General features: G+C 48.7%; 15 protein-coding genes, 7 tRNA genes, 1 rRNA gene and 1 pseudogene. 5 read left to right on the forward strand and 19 right to left on the reverse strand.

The window, feature by feature from the left end; genetic code table 11:
* Positions 1 to 32 precede the first annotated feature (32 nt).
* The 4 genes from ruvB to AC3WT9_RS15255 form a co-directional block, all read right to left on the reverse strand.
* Positions 33 to 1,040, reverse strand: coding sequence for a Holliday junction branch migration DNA helicase RuvB (ruvB, locus tag AC3WT9_RS15240; RefSeq protein WP_076109170.1), 1,008 nt, complete (start codon positions 1,038 to 1,040; stop codon positions 33 to 35).
* A gap of 54 nt (positions 1,041 to 1,094) precedes the next feature.
* Entirely contained in the window at positions 1,095 to 1,712 is a 618-nt protein-coding gene (gene ruvA, locus AC3WT9_RS15245; protein ID WP_341095693.1) for a Holliday junction branch migration protein RuvA, read from the reverse strand.
* Positions 1,709 to 2,212 (reverse strand): crossover junction endodeoxyribonuclease RuvC, encoded by a 504-nt coding sequence (ruvC, locus tag AC3WT9_RS15250; RefSeq protein WP_038595613.1) that lies wholly within the window; start codon positions 2,210 to 2,212, stop codon positions 1,709 to 1,711. Before ruvC ends, ruvA begins: the two co-directional genes overlap by 4 nt.
* Before the next feature lie 236 nt (positions 2,213 to 2,448).
* The gene (locus AC3WT9_RS15255) at positions 2,449 to 3,219 is read right to left on the reverse strand and encodes a BofC C-terminal domain-containing protein (protein WP_492407698.1); all 771 of its coding nucleotides are present in this window, start codon (positions 3,217 to 3,219) and stop codon (positions 2,449 to 2,451) included.
* Positions 3,220 to 3,423: 204 nt separating this feature from the next.
* Between AC3WT9_RS15255 and fabV the strand changes: the two genes are divergently transcribed.
* A complete protein-coding gene (gene fabV / locus AC3WT9_RS15260; RefSeq protein ID WP_341095696.1) occupies positions 3,424 to 4,614 on the forward strand; it encodes an enoyl-ACP reductase FabV in 1,191 nt (396 codons plus the stop codon).
* A gap of 82 nt (positions 4,615 to 4,696) precedes the next feature.
* Here fabV and AC3WT9_RS15265 read toward each other — a convergent pair whose 3' ends face one another.
* The 6 genes from AC3WT9_RS15265 to AC3WT9_RS15290 all read right to left on the reverse strand — a co-directional run bounded on the left by AC3WT9_RS15265 (position 4,697) and on the right by AC3WT9_RS15290 (position 11,305).
* Complete coding sequence (locus tag AC3WT9_RS15265) at positions 4,697 to 6,577, reverse strand: ABC transporter permease (RefSeq protein ID WP_341379602.1); 1,881 nt, start codon at positions 6,575 to 6,577, stop codon at positions 4,697 to 4,699.
* Positions 6,549 to 7,316, reverse strand: coding sequence for an ABC transporter ATP-binding protein (locus AC3WT9_RS15270; protein WP_341095700.1), 768 nt, complete (start codon positions 7,314 to 7,316; stop codon positions 6,549 to 6,551). The genes AC3WT9_RS15265 and AC3WT9_RS15270 overlap by 29 nt, the downstream gene beginning before the upstream one ends.
* 108 nt (positions 7,317 to 7,424) lie before the next feature.
* Positions 7,425 to 8,420 (reverse strand): sensor histidine kinase, encoded by a 996-nt coding sequence (locus tag AC3WT9_RS15275; protein ID WP_341095702.1) that lies wholly within the window; start codon positions 8,418 to 8,420, stop codon positions 7,425 to 7,427.
* Complete coding sequence (locus tag AC3WT9_RS15280) at positions 8,417 to 9,121, reverse strand: response regulator transcription factor (protein WP_341095704.1); 705 nt, start codon at positions 9,119 to 9,121, stop codon at positions 8,417 to 8,419. Before AC3WT9_RS15280 ends, AC3WT9_RS15275 begins: the two co-directional genes overlap by 4 nt.
* Before the next feature lie 46 nt (positions 9,122 to 9,167).
* Entirely contained in the window at positions 9,168 to 10,592 is a 1,425-nt protein-coding gene (locus AC3WT9_RS15285; RefSeq protein ID WP_341095706.1) for a sensor histidine kinase, read from the reverse strand.
* Positions 10,592 to 11,305 (reverse strand): response regulator transcription factor, encoded by a 714-nt coding sequence (locus tag AC3WT9_RS15290; RefSeq protein WP_492407699.1) that lies wholly within the window; start codon positions 11,303 to 11,305, stop codon positions 10,592 to 10,594. Before AC3WT9_RS15290 ends, AC3WT9_RS15285 begins: the two co-directional genes overlap by 1 nt.
* Positions 11,306 to 11,444: 139 nt before the next feature.
* Between AC3WT9_RS15290 and AC3WT9_RS15295 the strand changes: the two genes are divergently transcribed.
* The 4 genes and pseudogenes from AC3WT9_RS15295 to AC3WT9_RS15310 all read left to right on the forward strand — a co-directional run.
* Positions 11,445 to 12,380: an ABC transporter ATP-binding protein gene (locus AC3WT9_RS15295; RefSeq protein WP_492407700.1), complete on the forward strand. Its 936-nt coding sequence runs from the start codon at positions 11,445 to 11,447 to the stop codon at positions 12,378 to 12,380.
* Positions 12,377 to 13,129 (forward strand): ABC transporter permease, encoded by a 753-nt coding sequence (locus AC3WT9_RS15300; protein WP_341379603.1) that lies wholly within the window; start codon positions 12,377 to 12,379, stop codon positions 13,127 to 13,129. Before AC3WT9_RS15295 ends, AC3WT9_RS15300 begins: the two co-directional genes overlap by 4 nt.
* Positions 13,130 to 13,141: 12 nt before the next feature.
* Entirely contained in the window at positions 13,142 to 13,873 is a 732-nt protein-coding gene (locus AC3WT9_RS15305) for an ABC transporter permease (protein WP_341379604.1), read from the forward strand.
* Between the two features lie 15 nt (positions 13,874 to 13,888).
* Positions 13,889 to 14,071: pseudogene (locus AC3WT9_RS15310) on the forward strand (YxeA family protein); the annotation flags it as partial.
* Positions 14,072 to 14,234: 163 nt separating this feature from the next.
* Here AC3WT9_RS15310 and AC3WT9_RS15315 read toward each other — a convergent pair.
* From AC3WT9_RS15315 to rrf, 9 genes are all read right to left on the reverse strand, one after another.
* Positions 14,235 to 14,313: transfer RNA gene (locus tag AC3WT9_RS15315), tRNA-Leu, on the reverse strand.
* A gap of 25 nt (positions 14,314 to 14,338) precedes the next feature.
* A tRNA-Arg gene (locus AC3WT9_RS15320) sits at positions 14,339 to 14,415 on the reverse strand.
* Positions 14,416 to 14,421: 6 nt separating this feature from the next.
* Positions 14,422 to 14,496, reverse strand: a tRNA-Gly gene (locus AC3WT9_RS15325).
* 46 nt (positions 14,497 to 14,542) lie between these two features.
* Positions 14,543 to 14,620, reverse strand: a tRNA-Asp gene (locus AC3WT9_RS15330).
* A gap of 6 nt (positions 14,621 to 14,626) precedes the next feature.
* Positions 14,627 to 14,700: transfer RNA gene (locus AC3WT9_RS15335), tRNA-Met, on the reverse strand.
* A 67-nt stretch (positions 14,701 to 14,767) separates the two neighbouring features.
* Positions 14,768 to 14,843, reverse strand: a tRNA-Val gene (locus AC3WT9_RS15340).
* Between the two features lie 81 nt (positions 14,844 to 14,924).
* A tRNA-Glu gene (locus AC3WT9_RS15345) sits at positions 14,925 to 14,996 on the reverse strand.
* Between the two features lie 141 nt (positions 14,997 to 15,137).
* A complete protein-coding gene (locus AC3WT9_RS15350) occupies positions 15,138 to 15,665 on the reverse strand; it encodes an AAA family ATPase (protein ID WP_341379605.1) in 528 nt (175 codons plus the stop codon).
* A 94-nt stretch (positions 15,666 to 15,759) separates the two neighbouring features.
* Positions 15,760 to 15,833 (reverse strand): 5S ribosomal RNA (gene rrf / locus AC3WT9_RS15355); the annotation flags it as partial.

Below are 15,833 nucleotides of genomic sequence, written 5' to 3' on the forward strand. Positions count from 1 at the left end.
TAAAAGTTTGTTGTGGGCCTAGCATTTCAACTTTAATGCTGCTCCGGAGGAAGCGGAAGACCCAGGTGATGATAAGCCGCCGGGGTTACCATTCGTCCCCGGGGAGTGCGCTGCAGGAAACCGATCTGCAGCAGATAAGGTTCATACACATCTTCAATAGTCTGGCTCTCTTCGCCTATCGTGGCGGCAATCGTATCCAGCCCGACAGGACCGCCGCGAAAGGCGGTGATCATCGAGTGCAGCATCTTATGGTCTATGCTGTCCAGCCCGCGCGGATCGACCTGCAGCATCTTCAGCGATTCACCCGCAATATCGGGGGTGATGATTCCGTCACCGCGCACCTGGGCGAAATCGCGGACCCGCTTCAGCAAGCGGTTGGCAATCCGCGGTGTTCCCCGGGCACGCAGGGCAATCTCTTCAGCGGCATCGCCCAGGATCTCAATGCCAAGCAGTTCGGCATTGCGGGAGACGATGAAGCTAAGCTCATCAATCGTATAATATTCCAAACGGCTGACCACCCCGAAGCGGTCACGCAGCGGCGCCGACAGCAACCCGGCCCGCGTGGTGGCTCCGATCAGTGTAAAGGGCGGCAGATCCAGCCGCACCGAACGGGCGCTAGGCCCTTTGCCGATCATGATATCGAGTGCGAAATCCTCCATCGCCGGATACATGACTTCTTCCACAGTCCGGTGGAGGCGATGAATTTCGTCGATAAACAGCACGTCGCCTTCCTGCAGGTTGGTCAACAGCGCTGCCAGATCCCCGGGCCGCTCAATAGCCGGCCCGGACGTCGTCCGCAGATTCACACCAAGCTCGTTGGCGATAATGTTCGCGAGCGTGGTTTTGCCAAGACCCGGAGGCCCGTACAACAACACATGATCCAGTGCCTCACTGCGCATTTTGGCTGCTTCAATATATATTTTCAGGTTCTCTTTCACCTGTGTCTGTCCGATATATTCGCCCAGATAACGGGGACGCAGACTTAATTCCACCGCCTGCTCGTCCATCATCAGATTCGCCGATATAATCCGGTCATCCATCTATTTCCTCACTCCGTTCTTCAAGGCTGTCCCTTTAGGCAGCTGCGTTATGGCTTATTTGGCGATATACAGCAGCCCCAGCGCCTTCTTCATCAGCACATCAACAGTCCCTGTATCTGTGCCTTCTTTCTTCATCGTCAGCCATACCCGGTCCAGCTCTGCTTCGGTATAACCGAGCGCTTTCAGACCGTCTCTGGCTTCCTGCCACGGCAGGGCGGCATTCTGCTCTTCCATCGGTACCGCAAATAACCCGGTCTGCATAGAGGCGGCGCTCAAACCATCCAGTTTGTCCCGCAGATCCAGAATCATCCGCTGCGCCGTCTTCTTGCCAATACCCGGCAGCTTGGTTAGGAAAGTGATATTCTCCTGATAAATCGCTGAGATCAGTTGGTCCGGTGTGCCGCCGGTCAGAATCCCCAGCGCTACGCGCGGTCCGATGCCGGACACCTCAATCAGCTTGCGGAACAGCTTCTGTTCTTCCCTTGTCGGGAATCCGAACAACAGTGTGGCATCCTCCCGTGTCTGATAATGGATGTAGATGGTCACGGGTCCTTCCGACTTGGCGAACGCATAAGGATTCGGGCAGAACACCCGGTATCCTACACCCTGGACATCCAGCACCACATATTCCGACTCCAAATGTACTACCGGTCCTCTTAAGTAATCTATCATTTTCGCAATACCTCATTTAATTTGGAATTAAGACTCACCGAATGGGCGTGGCAAACAGCCACTGCCAGCGCATCGGCCACATCGTCGGGCTTAGGAACAGCGGACAGCTTCAGCAGCAGCTTCACCATTTCCTGTACCTGCTTCTTCTCAGCCTTGCCATAACCGACCACAGCCTGCTTCACCATCATCGGTGTATATTCGGCGACGGGAAGCCCGCGCTGCACGGCAGCCAGAATCAGCACACCCCGTGCCTGGGCCACCGGGAGCGCAGTTGTCACATTGCGGGCGAAGAACAGCTTTTCCACTGCCACTGCGTCCGGCTTATATTTATCTATCAGCTGCACCATGCCCTCATAGACATGCAGCAGCCGTTCTTCCTCAGGCGTATGCGCCTCGGTCTGAATACTGCCATATTGAACCGGCGTCAATTTATTTCCTTCCTTATCTACGAAGCCAAAGCCGACAATCGCCAGCCCCGGGTCTATTCCTAAGATGCGCAAGCCCAATCTCTCCTTCTAACAGGCAGGATATTCCACCGTATTCATCCATTGCCCGCTCTTAAAGCGAACATATGTATTCCTTCTACCCATTATAGCAAAAATCCCTCTAGCAGAGAAAAAAATTTGCCTCCTCTCCAGAAATACTACAACATATAAATGTTGCCTCATTTGTAACCCTCATGCCAAAAAGCCCCCGATCATAAGATCAGGGGCCTTCCAGTACTATTCTCTGCTGCTTATTCCGACTGCATTGCCTGCTCCGCAGAATCGCGTGCATAATCGCTGAATGTCGACAACACGCTGTTGTATTCCTCAATGTCCTGCACCCGTATTCCTTCATGCAGCTGTTTCATAATCCCTTCCGGGAGCGAAGACTTCATGGAGCCTATGTCCATCTGAAAAAAAGTCTTCAGCACTTTTTCCGCTGCCGGCGGACCTTTGAACAGGCTTAAGTTCCCCTGTGCGTCTACACCGATATACGCATCCTTTTTGGTCAGCGGTGAAAGATCATTTACTCGATGCTCCAGCCACAAGTCGCCTTCCTCGCTAATCCAGCCGTTCCAGCCCGGATGTTTCTCTATCAGCACTTTAAGCTGGCCCGGATTCCGCTCTCCTGAAAGGGTCTGTACTTCTACGCCCGTCACATAGACCGTCTTCAAATGTACCTTTCTGCTGACAGCGTCTTGGCTAACCGCTTCCAGCAGCTGTTTGCTCTCTACAGCGGCACTGCCGTCTTCCCCGCTGTTTCCGATATTATTAGAAACGGCCGCCACCGCGGCCACGCTGTCACCCAGCCCTCCGGTCTGCTCCGGGCTGTAGGTTTCGCCTAACGACTCCACCGGTATCGCCCAGTCTGAATTGCTTAACAATCCGCTGATCTCCTCCGGAACCTGCATGCCGCGCCAGGCCACTACCGTCAAAGCGATACAGGCCGCTCCCACCCAAGGAGCCTTTTTCCAACGTCTCCACCGCCGCCACAGTTGTTCTTTCAAACGAAAAGCATTCATGTTAATCCCTTCATTCTGCTTTTTCCCTATTGTGACCTGTGAAGGAAGCAATTATGCGCTTTAGAGGAAAAATTGATCTTCAACGCTTCCCGCTGTCCTGCAGCAAAATAATTTAATTTCAAAACTTATCTTTCTAAGCTATCATTTGCTATACTCTATATTAGCGGAAATTAAGTTAAAAACTAAACAAAGGGGATTTCCTTGATGATTATTCAGCCCAAAACCCGCGGCTTTATTTGCACCACTGCCCATCCTGAGGGATGCGCCAAGCAAGTGGAGCAGCAAATTGACTATGTAAAAGCACAGAAGAAACTGAATGGACCGGTTAATGTTCTCGTGATCGGCGCTTCTACCGGATACGGTCTGGCATCGCGGATTACCGCCGCTTTTGGTGCAGGCGCGAATACGATTGGCGTGTTTTTTGACAAGCCTGCTGAGGGTGCCCGCACCGCCTCTGCCGGCTGGTATAACTCCGCAGCACTTGAGCAGCAGGCGGCGAAGCTTGGCCTCAAATCACACAGCATCGTCGGCGATGCTTTCTCTGATGCGATAAAAGCAAAAACGATCGAGCTCATTAAAGCCGAATACGGCACAGTGGATCTCGTGATCTACAGTGTAGCTTCCCCCCGCCGCACTCATCCGGTAACGGGAGAAACCTTCTCATCTGTAATTAAACCCGTTGGCAGCGCGTATACGAACAAAACGATGAACTTCCACTCCGGTGAAGTCTCTACCGTCAGCATTGAGCCAGCGACAGACGATGAGGTCCGCCAGACCATAGCCGTCATGGGCGGTGAAGACTGGGGCATGTGGATCGACCAGCTTCAGGAAGCAGGCGTTCTTGCAGATGGGGCTACTACCGTTGCCTATTCATATATCGGGCCGGAAGTTACCCACCCGATCTATAAGGACGGAACGATCGGCCAAGCCAAAAATGATCTCGAAAAAACTGCAATTTCTTTAAATGACCAGCTTAAGCCACAAGGCGGTCGTGCCTTTGTCTCCGTCAACAAAGCTCTGGTTACTCAGTCAAGCTCAGCTATTCCTGTGGTACCGCTCTATATTTCAGCACTATACAGAGTGATGAAGGATAAAGAGCTGCATGAGAACTGCATCCAGCAGATGTACCGTTTGTTTGCTGAGCATTTATACAACGGCGGCGAGGCTGCTGCTGATGGCAGCCACCTGATCCGGATCGACAATTGGGAAATGCGTGAGGATATTCAGACTGAAGTGATGCGCCGCTGGACCGAGCTGGAAACGGATAATGTCCCTGAGCTTGCCGACCTTGCCGGATATCAGGAAGACTTTTTCAATCTGTTCGGCTTCCGCACAGAAGGTGTGGATTACGAAGCTGACAGTGAGCCTGCAGTGGATATTCCCAACTTGGTATAAGTTGTATTTAGCGTTTATAAATAGCAAAGAAGCCGTTCCCTCACAGGAGCGGCTTCTTTGTGTGCATTTACAGGCATAAGCTTTATCCGGCCAGTGCCGATTTAATCTGTCTGGTGTAGAACAGACGGACAACACAAAAGTAAACGAGCTGAATGATAAAGAACAGGCTGAGTACAAGAACGGATTCTTTATACATTGAATAATTGAACATGTGGGACAGAGTGGTAAGCGCCACTGCTCCATGCACCAGTGCGACAACGATAGGAGCGAAGAACAGCAGACTGATTTGGCGGTTCAGTATCTTGCCCAGCTCTCTTTCGCTCAGTCCCAGCTTGGAAATGGCCTTGAACTTTTGTTTATCTTCATCCAGGTCACTGTATAGCCGGAAATAAAGAAAGCTGCCGGCAGAGACAAAAAACACAATTCCGATAAAGAAACCGATGAACATCAGTGGCCCAAAGCTTTCATTAATCCGGTTTGTCTGAAATTCAAGTGCATAAAATTCATAATTTTCGTCATACGGAAGCTTGTTGGTCAGCTTTCCGCCCGCAGCCACCGCTCCCTGCTGTTTAATCGGTCCGTGCCAGGCATAATAATGACTCTCTTTATCCGGCTGGGCCAGCTTTGTAAACAGCTCATCAGGAACAACGTAATAGCCGCTCATGCCCCGTATCGCCGGGGACACAACCGCCTGTGTTGCTTCGATAACTATCCCGGACTGTAGCTTTACAGGCAGGTGAAGCATCTTTTCACCTTTCCGCGACAGCCCAAAATCAACGATGGCCGCCTTCCCGTCAGATAGCTTTATAGGTTTGATCCCAAGCAGCTCCGCAAGCTGGTTATACTCAGCTTGCTTCACTAGAGTAAGTGTTTGATTGTCTTCAGCAGTATAATAATTGAGCTCAAGCAAAGTCTTTTCAGCAGTAACCCTGGATTCACTTAAGCTCTGATCAATCAGTTGTACATGGGCTTGTTCCTTACTGTCGCTATCCGCGGCCAGATATGTGAACAGATAAGGATTTTCCTTCGTCATTGCCCCATTAAGCATGGATTGAAATCCGTACAATGCGCCTATCGCACTAAAGGAAACTGTAGAGATGATGGCGACCAGAAAAAAGGAGCGTGCATTATCCTTCATCCGGTAGGAGAGATCGGAGAACAGCAGCATATTGGTCTTAAACCAGAAAAAACGCTCCTTTCGCTTCAGCTTCCGGATCAGATATACACTGAGCTGTGTGAACAGCAGATACGTTCCAATAGTTACCATAATTACTACAGGCGGAAGCAAGAACACAACATCCAAGCCGCTTGCCCGTAAAGAAAGGAAATAGCTGGTCCCTAGCAATGCCACCACAAGCAGTGACAGCAGCAGTGAAGCCTTCGGCTCCCGCTTGGGCTGACGATCCGCCTTGATAAGTGTGATCAGCTTACCGCTCCGCAGCACCACTGAAATAAACAGGGAGATCAGGATGAACAGCAGCATGAATGAAGCCAGCGTGAGGAAGATCGCCTTGAACGGAAAATAGAATTGCAGCTGCTCATTGAGCGCAAGCGCCTGCTCTCCGGCAAGTAAAATCCCCTTCGCAAACACAATTCCCAGACCGATACCACTAATAGTTGCTCCGAACCCGATAATCATATTCTCCAGAAAAATCATCGTCCGCAGCTGGCGGGTGGTCATACCTTGCATCATCATTAATCCGAATTCCCTTTTCCGTGATTGCAGAAATGCGCTCATCGAGTAAAGCACGAAAAAAAAGGAAAACACATAGATAATCCATTTCGACACCGAAAGGGCAACCACCGCACTCGACTGCATACGATCTCCGCTGAGCATCGGATGATAGGCAAAGATGGAAAAGGTAAAAAACACCATTACAGTAAACATACTGCTCAAGAAATAGGCGGTGTAGAGCCGTTTATTCCGGCTGACGTTACGGAATGCGAATTGACGGAACGTCATTTCCATATCCCCCCAGCAGCGAAAGTGTATCAATGATTTTCTGGAAAAAGCTTTGGCGGTTGTCCCCACGGTGGATCTCCGTATAAAATCTGCCATCCTTAATGAACACTACCCGATGGCAATAGCTGGCGGCTACAGCATCATGGGTAACAAGCATCATGGTCGTTTTCTGTTCCCGGTTGATGGTTTCCAGCATATCCATGACATCCTTTGCCGCTTTGGAATCCAGATTACCGGTGGGTTCATCTGCCAGCAGCAGCTTGGGTGAATGAATCATAGCTCTGGCGATTGCAGTCCGCTGGGCCTGCCCCCCGGAGATTTCATAGGTACGTTTTTTCATGATGGCGGTAATTCCCAGCTTATCGGCAATCGTTTGTGCCTTTTGCTTCATTTCGCTGATCTGGGTTCCATCCAGTGTCAGCGGCAGCACAATATTCTCCTCCACGGTCAGGGTATTCAGCAGATTGAAGTCCTGAAAAACAAATCCTAGCTGCCGGCGGCGAAATACCGCCAAATCGTTTTTGCTCAGCTTTCCTATATCCTTGTTGTCGATGATAATTTCCCCTGTGGTTGGGCCGTCGACTGTGGCAATCATATTAAGAAGAGTTGTTTTCCCGCTTCCGGAAGGACCCATAATCCCGACGAATTCTCCAGCGTCGATAGTTAGATCAATGTCAGTCAAAGCCCGGTAGGCCACATTTCCTTCATATATTTTACTAACCTGTCTTACCTCCAGCATAATGCTTCTATCTCCTCTCCTGCGTTAAATCCTTCTATAAACCACTATACCGGAGACACAGAACATCAACTATCGATTTAGGTTTCACTTTTATTACACGGATGTAAGCTAATGATTAGCTGCAAATACAATGCGCACCACTGTCCCTACGCCAACCTCCGACTCCAGCTCAAGCCGGTGCCCGAGACGGTCGGCAGACTCTTTCGTCAAATACAGTCCCATCCCCGTAGATTCACGCAGCCCCCGCCCGTTGTCGCCAGTAAAAAAAGGATCAAAGACCCGTTTGAGATCAGACGCCTGGATCCCTATCCCCTGATCTCTGACCTCAATGATGGGTTCAGCGTTCCGTAAGTAGCAGGAAACGACAATTCTTTTATCCTCTGTATCTTTGGCCGCTGAATATTTGATGGCATTGTTAATGATTTGGGACAGCATGAAGAACAGCCATTTCTCATCGCTCTGGGCAGTAATCCCGGGATCCGCAGCCGGAACCTCGGGAAATATCCGGTTGCGGATGAACTGGCGTTTGTGGTCATGCACAACCTCGTTCACGAGCTGCGGCAGAACGACAGGTTTGATGTGAAAATCCTTTTCAAAGGCACGGAGCCTGGCCATGTACAGCACCGTATGCAGGCCGCTGCGCATCCGCTCCAGCTCCTCACGGATGCTGGCAAACTCAGGCTCATCCATATTCTGAACCGTGAGCTCAATGACCGACAGCGGCGTTTTCATTTGATGAACCCATTGATCAATAAAGGTTAAGTGCTGCTCCTGCTGCTTTTTCACCGCTATGAGCTGCTGCATAGAATGGCGGTACTGAGCATGCAGCAATTCTTCAAGCGCTTTGGAGACAGGTGTGTTATCAATCTTTTGATAAGATTCGTCCAGCGTTTCCAGTGGCCGGCTCAGGCGAAGATAGTAGCGGCGCCGGGTAAGATAATGACGAACCAAATAACAGCCAAGGAAGAAAAAACCTATGAAGGCCGCATATAGAGCAGTCGAAAGATGGTTATAGCCATCGAGCCAGTAAATGGATAGTATTGCAGCAAATTGAACAATTTGAACGGCAATCAATAAAGTATGCTCCCGGATAAACAGCTTCATTGGCTGTCCTCTGTCCAGGTGATGTTCAACTTATAGCCTGATCCCCTGACCGTAAGCACAGCTTCTTCGATGCCAAGCTCCTGGAACTTCTTCCGGACCCGTGTAATATTTACATTGAGAGTATTTTCATCCACAAAAGCTTGCGGATCCCATAGCTTCTCCAGCAAAGCCTCCCTGCTGGCCACCCTTGGGTAGCGCTCCATGAGGCTCTCTATAATATCCGATTCTTTTTTAGTCAAGATCACCATGGATTGTCCCAGCTGCAGCTCAAGCCTTTCAGGATAGAGAGTAAGCCTCTCCAGCTCTATCATCGGCTCCTCGCGTCTCGCCGCATACTCCCCGTAAGCACGGCGGAGATGGCTGTGAATCTTGGCCAGAACAACCCCTGAATGAAATGGCTTGGTGATATAGTCATCCCCGCCATTCTCAAGTGCCATAATCTGATCCATTTCACCTTCACGGGCCGAAATAAACAGTACCGGGCAGGTGGAAATCCGGCGGATTTGCCGGCACCAGTAATAACCGTCGTAACTCGGAAGATTCACGTCAAGCAGCACCAGCTCCGGCTTAACCTGCTGGAATTCCTCCAACACCTGTTGAAAGTCCTTCACCCGCACCACATCATAACCGTACTTTAAAATAGCAGACAACAGAAGATCCGCAATTTTGGGATCATCCTCCACAATCATAATTTTGAACATATTCATGGCACTCCTTATGGGTTCATCAAAGTTAATATTAAACAGCTCAAAGCGCCGTCTCCGGCATCGGGTTCCCCGTCTTTTCAAGGACAATATGCGCCCGCAATCTCAATGTTGCTTTTAACCCCTGGCCTTTGTCACTTTCTAGAATAAGCATGCCTTGGTGGGCCTGTGCGATTCGTGCAACCATCGGAAGTCCCAATCCATGACCTTGACGAACAGGGCGGATCCGTCCAGCCGTATAGGGCAAAACAACAACTTCTGATAATTGCTCCTTAGGAATGCCTGTCCCGTTATCCGCAACAACAAATTGATAAAAGGCACCTTCAGAAGTACTTGAGGTCTCCAGTACAATCTCACAGCCTTTCGGGTTATGCCGTACGCTGTTATGAACCAGATTGCTTACAGCACGATACAGCAATCGCTCATCCCCCGTAATTTTTAAGCTCTCATCTGTGATGTTGATTGTAATGGAATAACGCTCATCCAAGCCGTTATTCAAAAACTCGGAAGCCACCTGTCTTGCCAGGACCGAGAGCCGGATCTGCTTTAGATGCAGCGGCTGCATTTCGTATTCTAGCATGGATACCAGATTCAGGTCATTCACTAAAGATCGCAGAATCTCTCCCTGCCGCCGGATAGTGGCTGCATGCTGTTGTTGTTCAGTTGTCAGTCCGGGTTGCTCCTCCAGTTCACTTGCATAGCCCAGAATCATAGAAAGCGGCGTACGGATATCATGTGAAATACCTGCGATCCAATTGGAGCGTGCTCCATCTCTGGCCTTAAGCGCGTCATTTTTATTCTGCAGCATGTCCGATGTTGAATTTATGCTTTCCGACAGGTCACGGAAAATGCCACCCTTGTCCACATGGACCGGCCTCTCCTTCGCCAGTGCATGAATCCCCTCAATCAGTGGCCGAATGCTGCGGATTAAGCGGTTCCCCGTGAATAAGGATAACAGTAAAGCCAGAGCAATATTGGCTGCGAAGACCAGTACAATTCTTATAGGCAGTGACTTGAGCCAATCCACTAAAAATTCAAGCGGGTATTTTACATACGTATTCTTCGGATACCCTAAGACAAGCAGCCCCTCTTTATGTTCCCAGACATACACAGGATACTCCTTGAGATAAAAGCGTGAAAATTTAGCCACATCAATAAGAGTATAGGAACGCGGAATTTCTTCAGGCAACTTCTCACTCCACCTTACCTCCCCTTTCTCATCCAGCAGCATAACCCATGCTTGATCCTGTTTCAGGAGATTCGCCGATTGGGCATCTAAAGTATATTTTCCGTTCCCCCCCGTAAGTCCTTCAGCAATCTGCTGTACAACGGTCTCCGGAGAAGGCCTTTTATGCACTTCCTTGAATACCAGGGAGCCCAGCATAATGAAGTTGAACAGAAGCAGCAGGACGGAAACCAGAATCGTCGCTACAACAAATTTCCGTAAAATCCGGATAACCCCATCCATTACCGGTCCCCCTGTACAAGCAGCTTATAACCAAGTCCTCTTACCGTAAGCAAATGCACGGGCTTGGATGGTTCCTCTTCTATTTTTTCCCGGATTCTCCGCACATGTACCATTAATGTATTCTCATAGCCGAAGCTGTCATCTCCCCATACCGCCTGACATAGGGCGTCGCTTGTTACGATTCTTCCTTGGTTCTCATGCAGTTTAATCAGTATTGCGTGTTCTTTGGCTGTCAGAGGAAGCTCGGTGCCCTCTCTACGCACAACAGCGCTCTCCAAATCTATCGTCTGTCTGCCCAGGCGGAAGACAGGGAGCCTCTCGGGAGCATTGAAGGCATATGCCCGCTTTAAAATGGCCCTCAGCCGTAAAATCAATTCTCTCGGCAGAAAAGGCTTGACGATATAATCATCCGCGCCCAGCCCAAGGCCAAGCAACCGGTCTTCATCCTCTCCACGCGCGGAGAGAAACAGCACCGGCATGTCCGAAAATGTTCTGATTGCGGAAAGGAGAGAAAATCCATCTCCGTCAGGCAGCATAACATCCAGAATGGCCACATCCGGCTTTTCCATCCTGCAGATTCTCAACGCATCAGCATAATTACCGGCTGTGAAAATACGAAAAAAACCTTCTTTGCGTAAAAACATCTCTATCATTTCAAGGATTTTTGGTTCGTCATCCACGATCAGTACTTTTTTATTTTTTATAATTTCCAATTCGCATCACCCTGTTTAGTATACCTGATGTAGCCGGTGACTCGATATTGTCTATTCTTATTTAAGGTAACTGTAAGGTTATCTTCAGCGGGAAGCAAGAAGACCTCTCTATATTAATTACTGAAGAACAATTATAGAAATGGAGTTGAGAGGCTTGATAAATTCGTCCCCTATCGTGCAGACGCATAATCTTTCCAAATCTTATGACGGTAAACACCGGGTACATCAAATTAGTCTGATTGTTGAGAAAGGTGAGATTTATGGGTTTCTAGGTCCTAACGGAGCGGGGAAAACGACTACTTTAAAAATGCTGCTGGGTCTTATAAAACCTACGGAAGGAACGATCAAGATTTTCGGCAATGACTTGGAGAACAGCCGGGCATCTATTCTTAACCAAACAGGTTCACTGATTGAATCCCCCTCCTACTACGGACATCTCACCGGGTTAGAAAACATGCGGGTGATGCAGCGTCTGAGGAACGTGCCGAACAAAAATATAGATGAAGCTCTGAAGATCGTGCGTCTTGAAAATCAAAAACACAAACAAGCCAGCCAATATTCGCTGGGTATGAAGCAGCGTCTGGGGATTGCCATGGCTCTGCTTGCCTTTCCGAGTCTGCTGATCCTCGATGAACCTACAAATGGACTGGATCCTGCGGGGATCGGTGAAATCCGGGAACTGATTAAATCCCTGCCCGGGCAATATGGAATAACCATTCTACTCTCAAGCCACTTGCTGTCGGAGATCGAGCAAATTGCGAGTTCCGTTGGAATTATCAGTGAAGGCAAGCTTTTGTTCCAGGGAACGATGGAAGATCTTCGAAAGAATAACGAGGCAACGATACACATCCAGACAAATGATAACGCCAAAGCCGAAAAAATACTGCTTGCGCATGAATATATGCCTAGATTTCAGGAAAAGCATCTCATGTTCGAATACTTGGATGATGGAGAGGTGTCCCGGATCAATCGGATTCTGGTCGAAAGCAACCTTTCTGTTTCAAGAATTCAGGAACATCAAAAAAGTCTGGAGGATATATTTCTTGATCTTACCGGAAAGGAGCGGAGTCTGTGATAAAGGCCTTAGCTTTGGAGTATTTTAAAATCCGCCGTAAAAAAGTATGGGTGATGCTGACCTTGTTTCTCGTTGCGGAATTGGTGTGGGCTTCGCTGTCTATGAGCATCTCGATCTCCCGCAGTCCGGAAAACGCCTCTTGGGAAGCGCTGATTTTCACCCTATCTTCTATGAATGGACTTTTTCTGCCCATTATATCAGCAATTATCGTTTCCAGGATTTGCGATATGGAACATAAGGGAAGCACCTGGAAAATGCTTATGACAACCTCTATAGGCCGCAATCATGTCTATGCAGCCAAGTACATGTGTGCCAGCAGCTTGGCTTTGTACGGCATCGTCATCCAGGCGGGATTCATCATCGGCTTCGGATCCCTCAACAACTTTGAAGGGCCGCTGCCGGTGTCTCTGCTTTTGCAATTCATTGCCGGCACGCTGCTCACCAATTTGGCAATCACCTCCATGCAGCAATGGTTGTCACTGGCCGTAAAAAATCAGGCCTTTGCCTTGAGTCTGGGGATGCTGGGCGGTTTTCTCGGCACAACCCTAACTCTGTTTCCTGCCTCCCTTCGTCATTTCTTCATCTGGTCCTATTATATGGATTTGAGCCCGGTCACGTATATTTATAGCGCCTCTTCCGGCACTTATTTAAGCGGAACGATGCGCCCTGGCCTGCTGCTTGCAGTCTTATTCATGGCACTTGTTTTTTATATTTGCGGCAATTTTCATATTTCAAGACAGGATGTCTAAGGAGGTAACAAGATGCTCAGAAGCGTTTCAACAGAATGGCTTAAGCTTCGTCATTCCCGGATCGGCCTTGTGCTGGCCATCCTGCCCGTCATGAGTCTGGTGATCGGATGTTTTAACTTTTATTTTAATCAAGCAGCCTTGCAAAATGGATGGTACAGCTTGTGGACACAGGTAAGTTTATTTTACGGAGAATTTTTCCTGCCGATACTCATTGCGATCTGTTGTGCATTCGTATGCAGGCTAGAACATAACAACCGGAACTGGAATCTGATTCTAGCCTCCCCCGTATCTGTTTCTAGCGTATTTATGGCCAAGCTTATTATCATAAGCTTACTAATCTTCATAGTGCAGACGTTATTCATGGTGATGTACTGGTCAGCTGGTCAGCTGTTTTCCATTTCTGGAGCCTTTCCAACTGAAACATTAGTCTGGGGCTTTCGCGGATGGCTTTCCTCGGTGGCTATTGCCGCTTTGCAATTAGGTTTTTCCATACGTATACGCAGCTTCGCCGCCCCGATCGGAATCAGTCTCTGTGCAGTCTTCCTTGGTCTGGCCATGTATGTGGCGAAAATCGGTATGTTGTTCCCCTACTCCCTGTTGACCATCGGTATGAGTGTGCTGAGCCAGCGGGATTTGACACCTGCAGAGAACCTATCCTTTTTCTTCATGAATGTTACGTTTATTGCGTTGTTTGCGGCGTGGTCAGTTCATCGGCTGAAGCATAAAGATATGGCTGTGTCCTGATACAGCAGATACAATTATGAACTTACCGGATACACAGCTCAGGGGAACACCAAGAAATTAAGCTTCACTGCCAGCAAACAGCTTCAGAAGAATGCGAGTTTGAAGCTGTTTGCGACCTTTCTGCGCGGTGTAACACATTGGGAAGAAATATCGCCAGAAGAGCTTCCTGAGCAAGTAAAGCAGCTTATTGTAAAATAACAGTTAGCCGTTAACGCGGAGCTTATAGGCCGATTATCGGCTCTCGGCATAACACCGCAAGCCGAAGTGTGCGCTTGGCAAGCTATGAATCATTTCTTGCTAAAATATAAAATACAGGCTTACAAAATCGCCCGAAAGCAATTCTATAAGCCTGTATTGGATATACCGGCGAGAGGACTCGAACCTCCACGGTTTCCCACTCGATTTTGAGTCGAGCGCGTCTGCCATTCCGCCACGCCGGCGTATATTTAATTATTAGAGTAAAAATGGCGCGCCCTGAGAGATTCGAACTCCCGGCCTTTTGATTCGTAGTCAAACGCTCTATCCAGCTGAGCTAAGGGCGCATATTATGGAGCGGACGACGGGAATCGAACCCGCGACCCTCGCCTTGGCAAGGCGATGCTCTACCGCTGAGCCACGTCCGCACACAGTATGTATGATATTGCTGAGATTCTAACCCGGTGCCATAAATGGCGGAACCGACGGGATTCGAACCCGCGATCTCCTGCGTGACAGGCAGGCATGTTAGGCCAACTACACCACGGTTCCAAATAATTGCGGGGGCAGGATTTGAACCTGCGGCCTTCGGGTTATGAGCCCGACGAGCTACCGGGCTGCTCCACCCCGCGTCAGTAAAAAGTGTTTATTTCTTTGATCTTCCCAGAAGCAAAACATTCTGCTATTTAGGGAATCCTCTGGTGGAGGCTGAGGGGTTCGAACCCCCGACCCTCTGCTTGTAAGGCAGATGCTCTCCCAGCTGAGCTAAGCCTCCAATGAAAGAAGCAACTTAATGATCTTAACACATTCTTCTGATAAAAGCAATCTTTATCAGCGAAATTCGATAAAAAGTTGATGACCCGTATGGGATTCGAACCCATGTTACCTCCGTGAAAGGGAGGTGTCTTAACCCCTTGACCAACGGGCCACAATAAAGTTGCCTTTTGTGACAACAAAAAATATTATATCAATTATAAGATTATATAGCAATAGTTTATAAGGATTTTATAATTTATTTTCTTTCAGTAAGATCTTCAAGCTAGCTAATCTGCAATAATTAGAGCTGAAATTAAGCGGGTAACAGGGTGATACCCAGCTGCAACGCTATAGCCTCTACTACCTCATCAACTGTCAACTGGTCATTATTCAGGTGGCATTGAAATATCTCCTGTGCAAGGCCCTTGAGACATCGCTCAATCTGTTGGGCGGGCCAAGAGTTATTAGAGTCCCCCCGGCTATTCAATCTTCTAAGCAGTGTCTCCTGGGAAGCACATAAGGTGAAATGATGAACCTCTACGCCTTCTTGCCTTAGTCTGCCAACAATCTCCATAAAGTAGCCGGAATCCGTAATGGTCATAGGTACAATAATAGTTCCACTGTACTGAGATTCTATGTATTTTAGCATGGAATAGTTTATTTCGCGCCAAAGAGGATGATCCTGAAAATCATCTTGGGATATCTCGTGCGGAGTGTTATCTCGGATGTAATATCCTGCATTCTCCGGATCGAACACAAAAGATTGTGGTATTCTGCGGTTTAGTGCATAAGCCGTTTCCGTCTTTCCAGATCCAAACGCACCATTAATCCAGATGATCATTAAAAATCTCCCCTTGAGTTCTTTCCATTCCTAGGATTGGCAAAGCGTAGCATAAACAAAAGACCACTGCTGATTAATCAACAGTGGTCTCTGTGCTTGGCGGCGTCCTACTCTCCCAGGACCCTTCGGTCCAAGTACCATCGGCGCTGGAGGGCTTAACGGTCGTGT

The sequence above is a fragment of the Paenibacillus sp. EB106-06-01-XG199 genome, assembly GCF_058791575.1.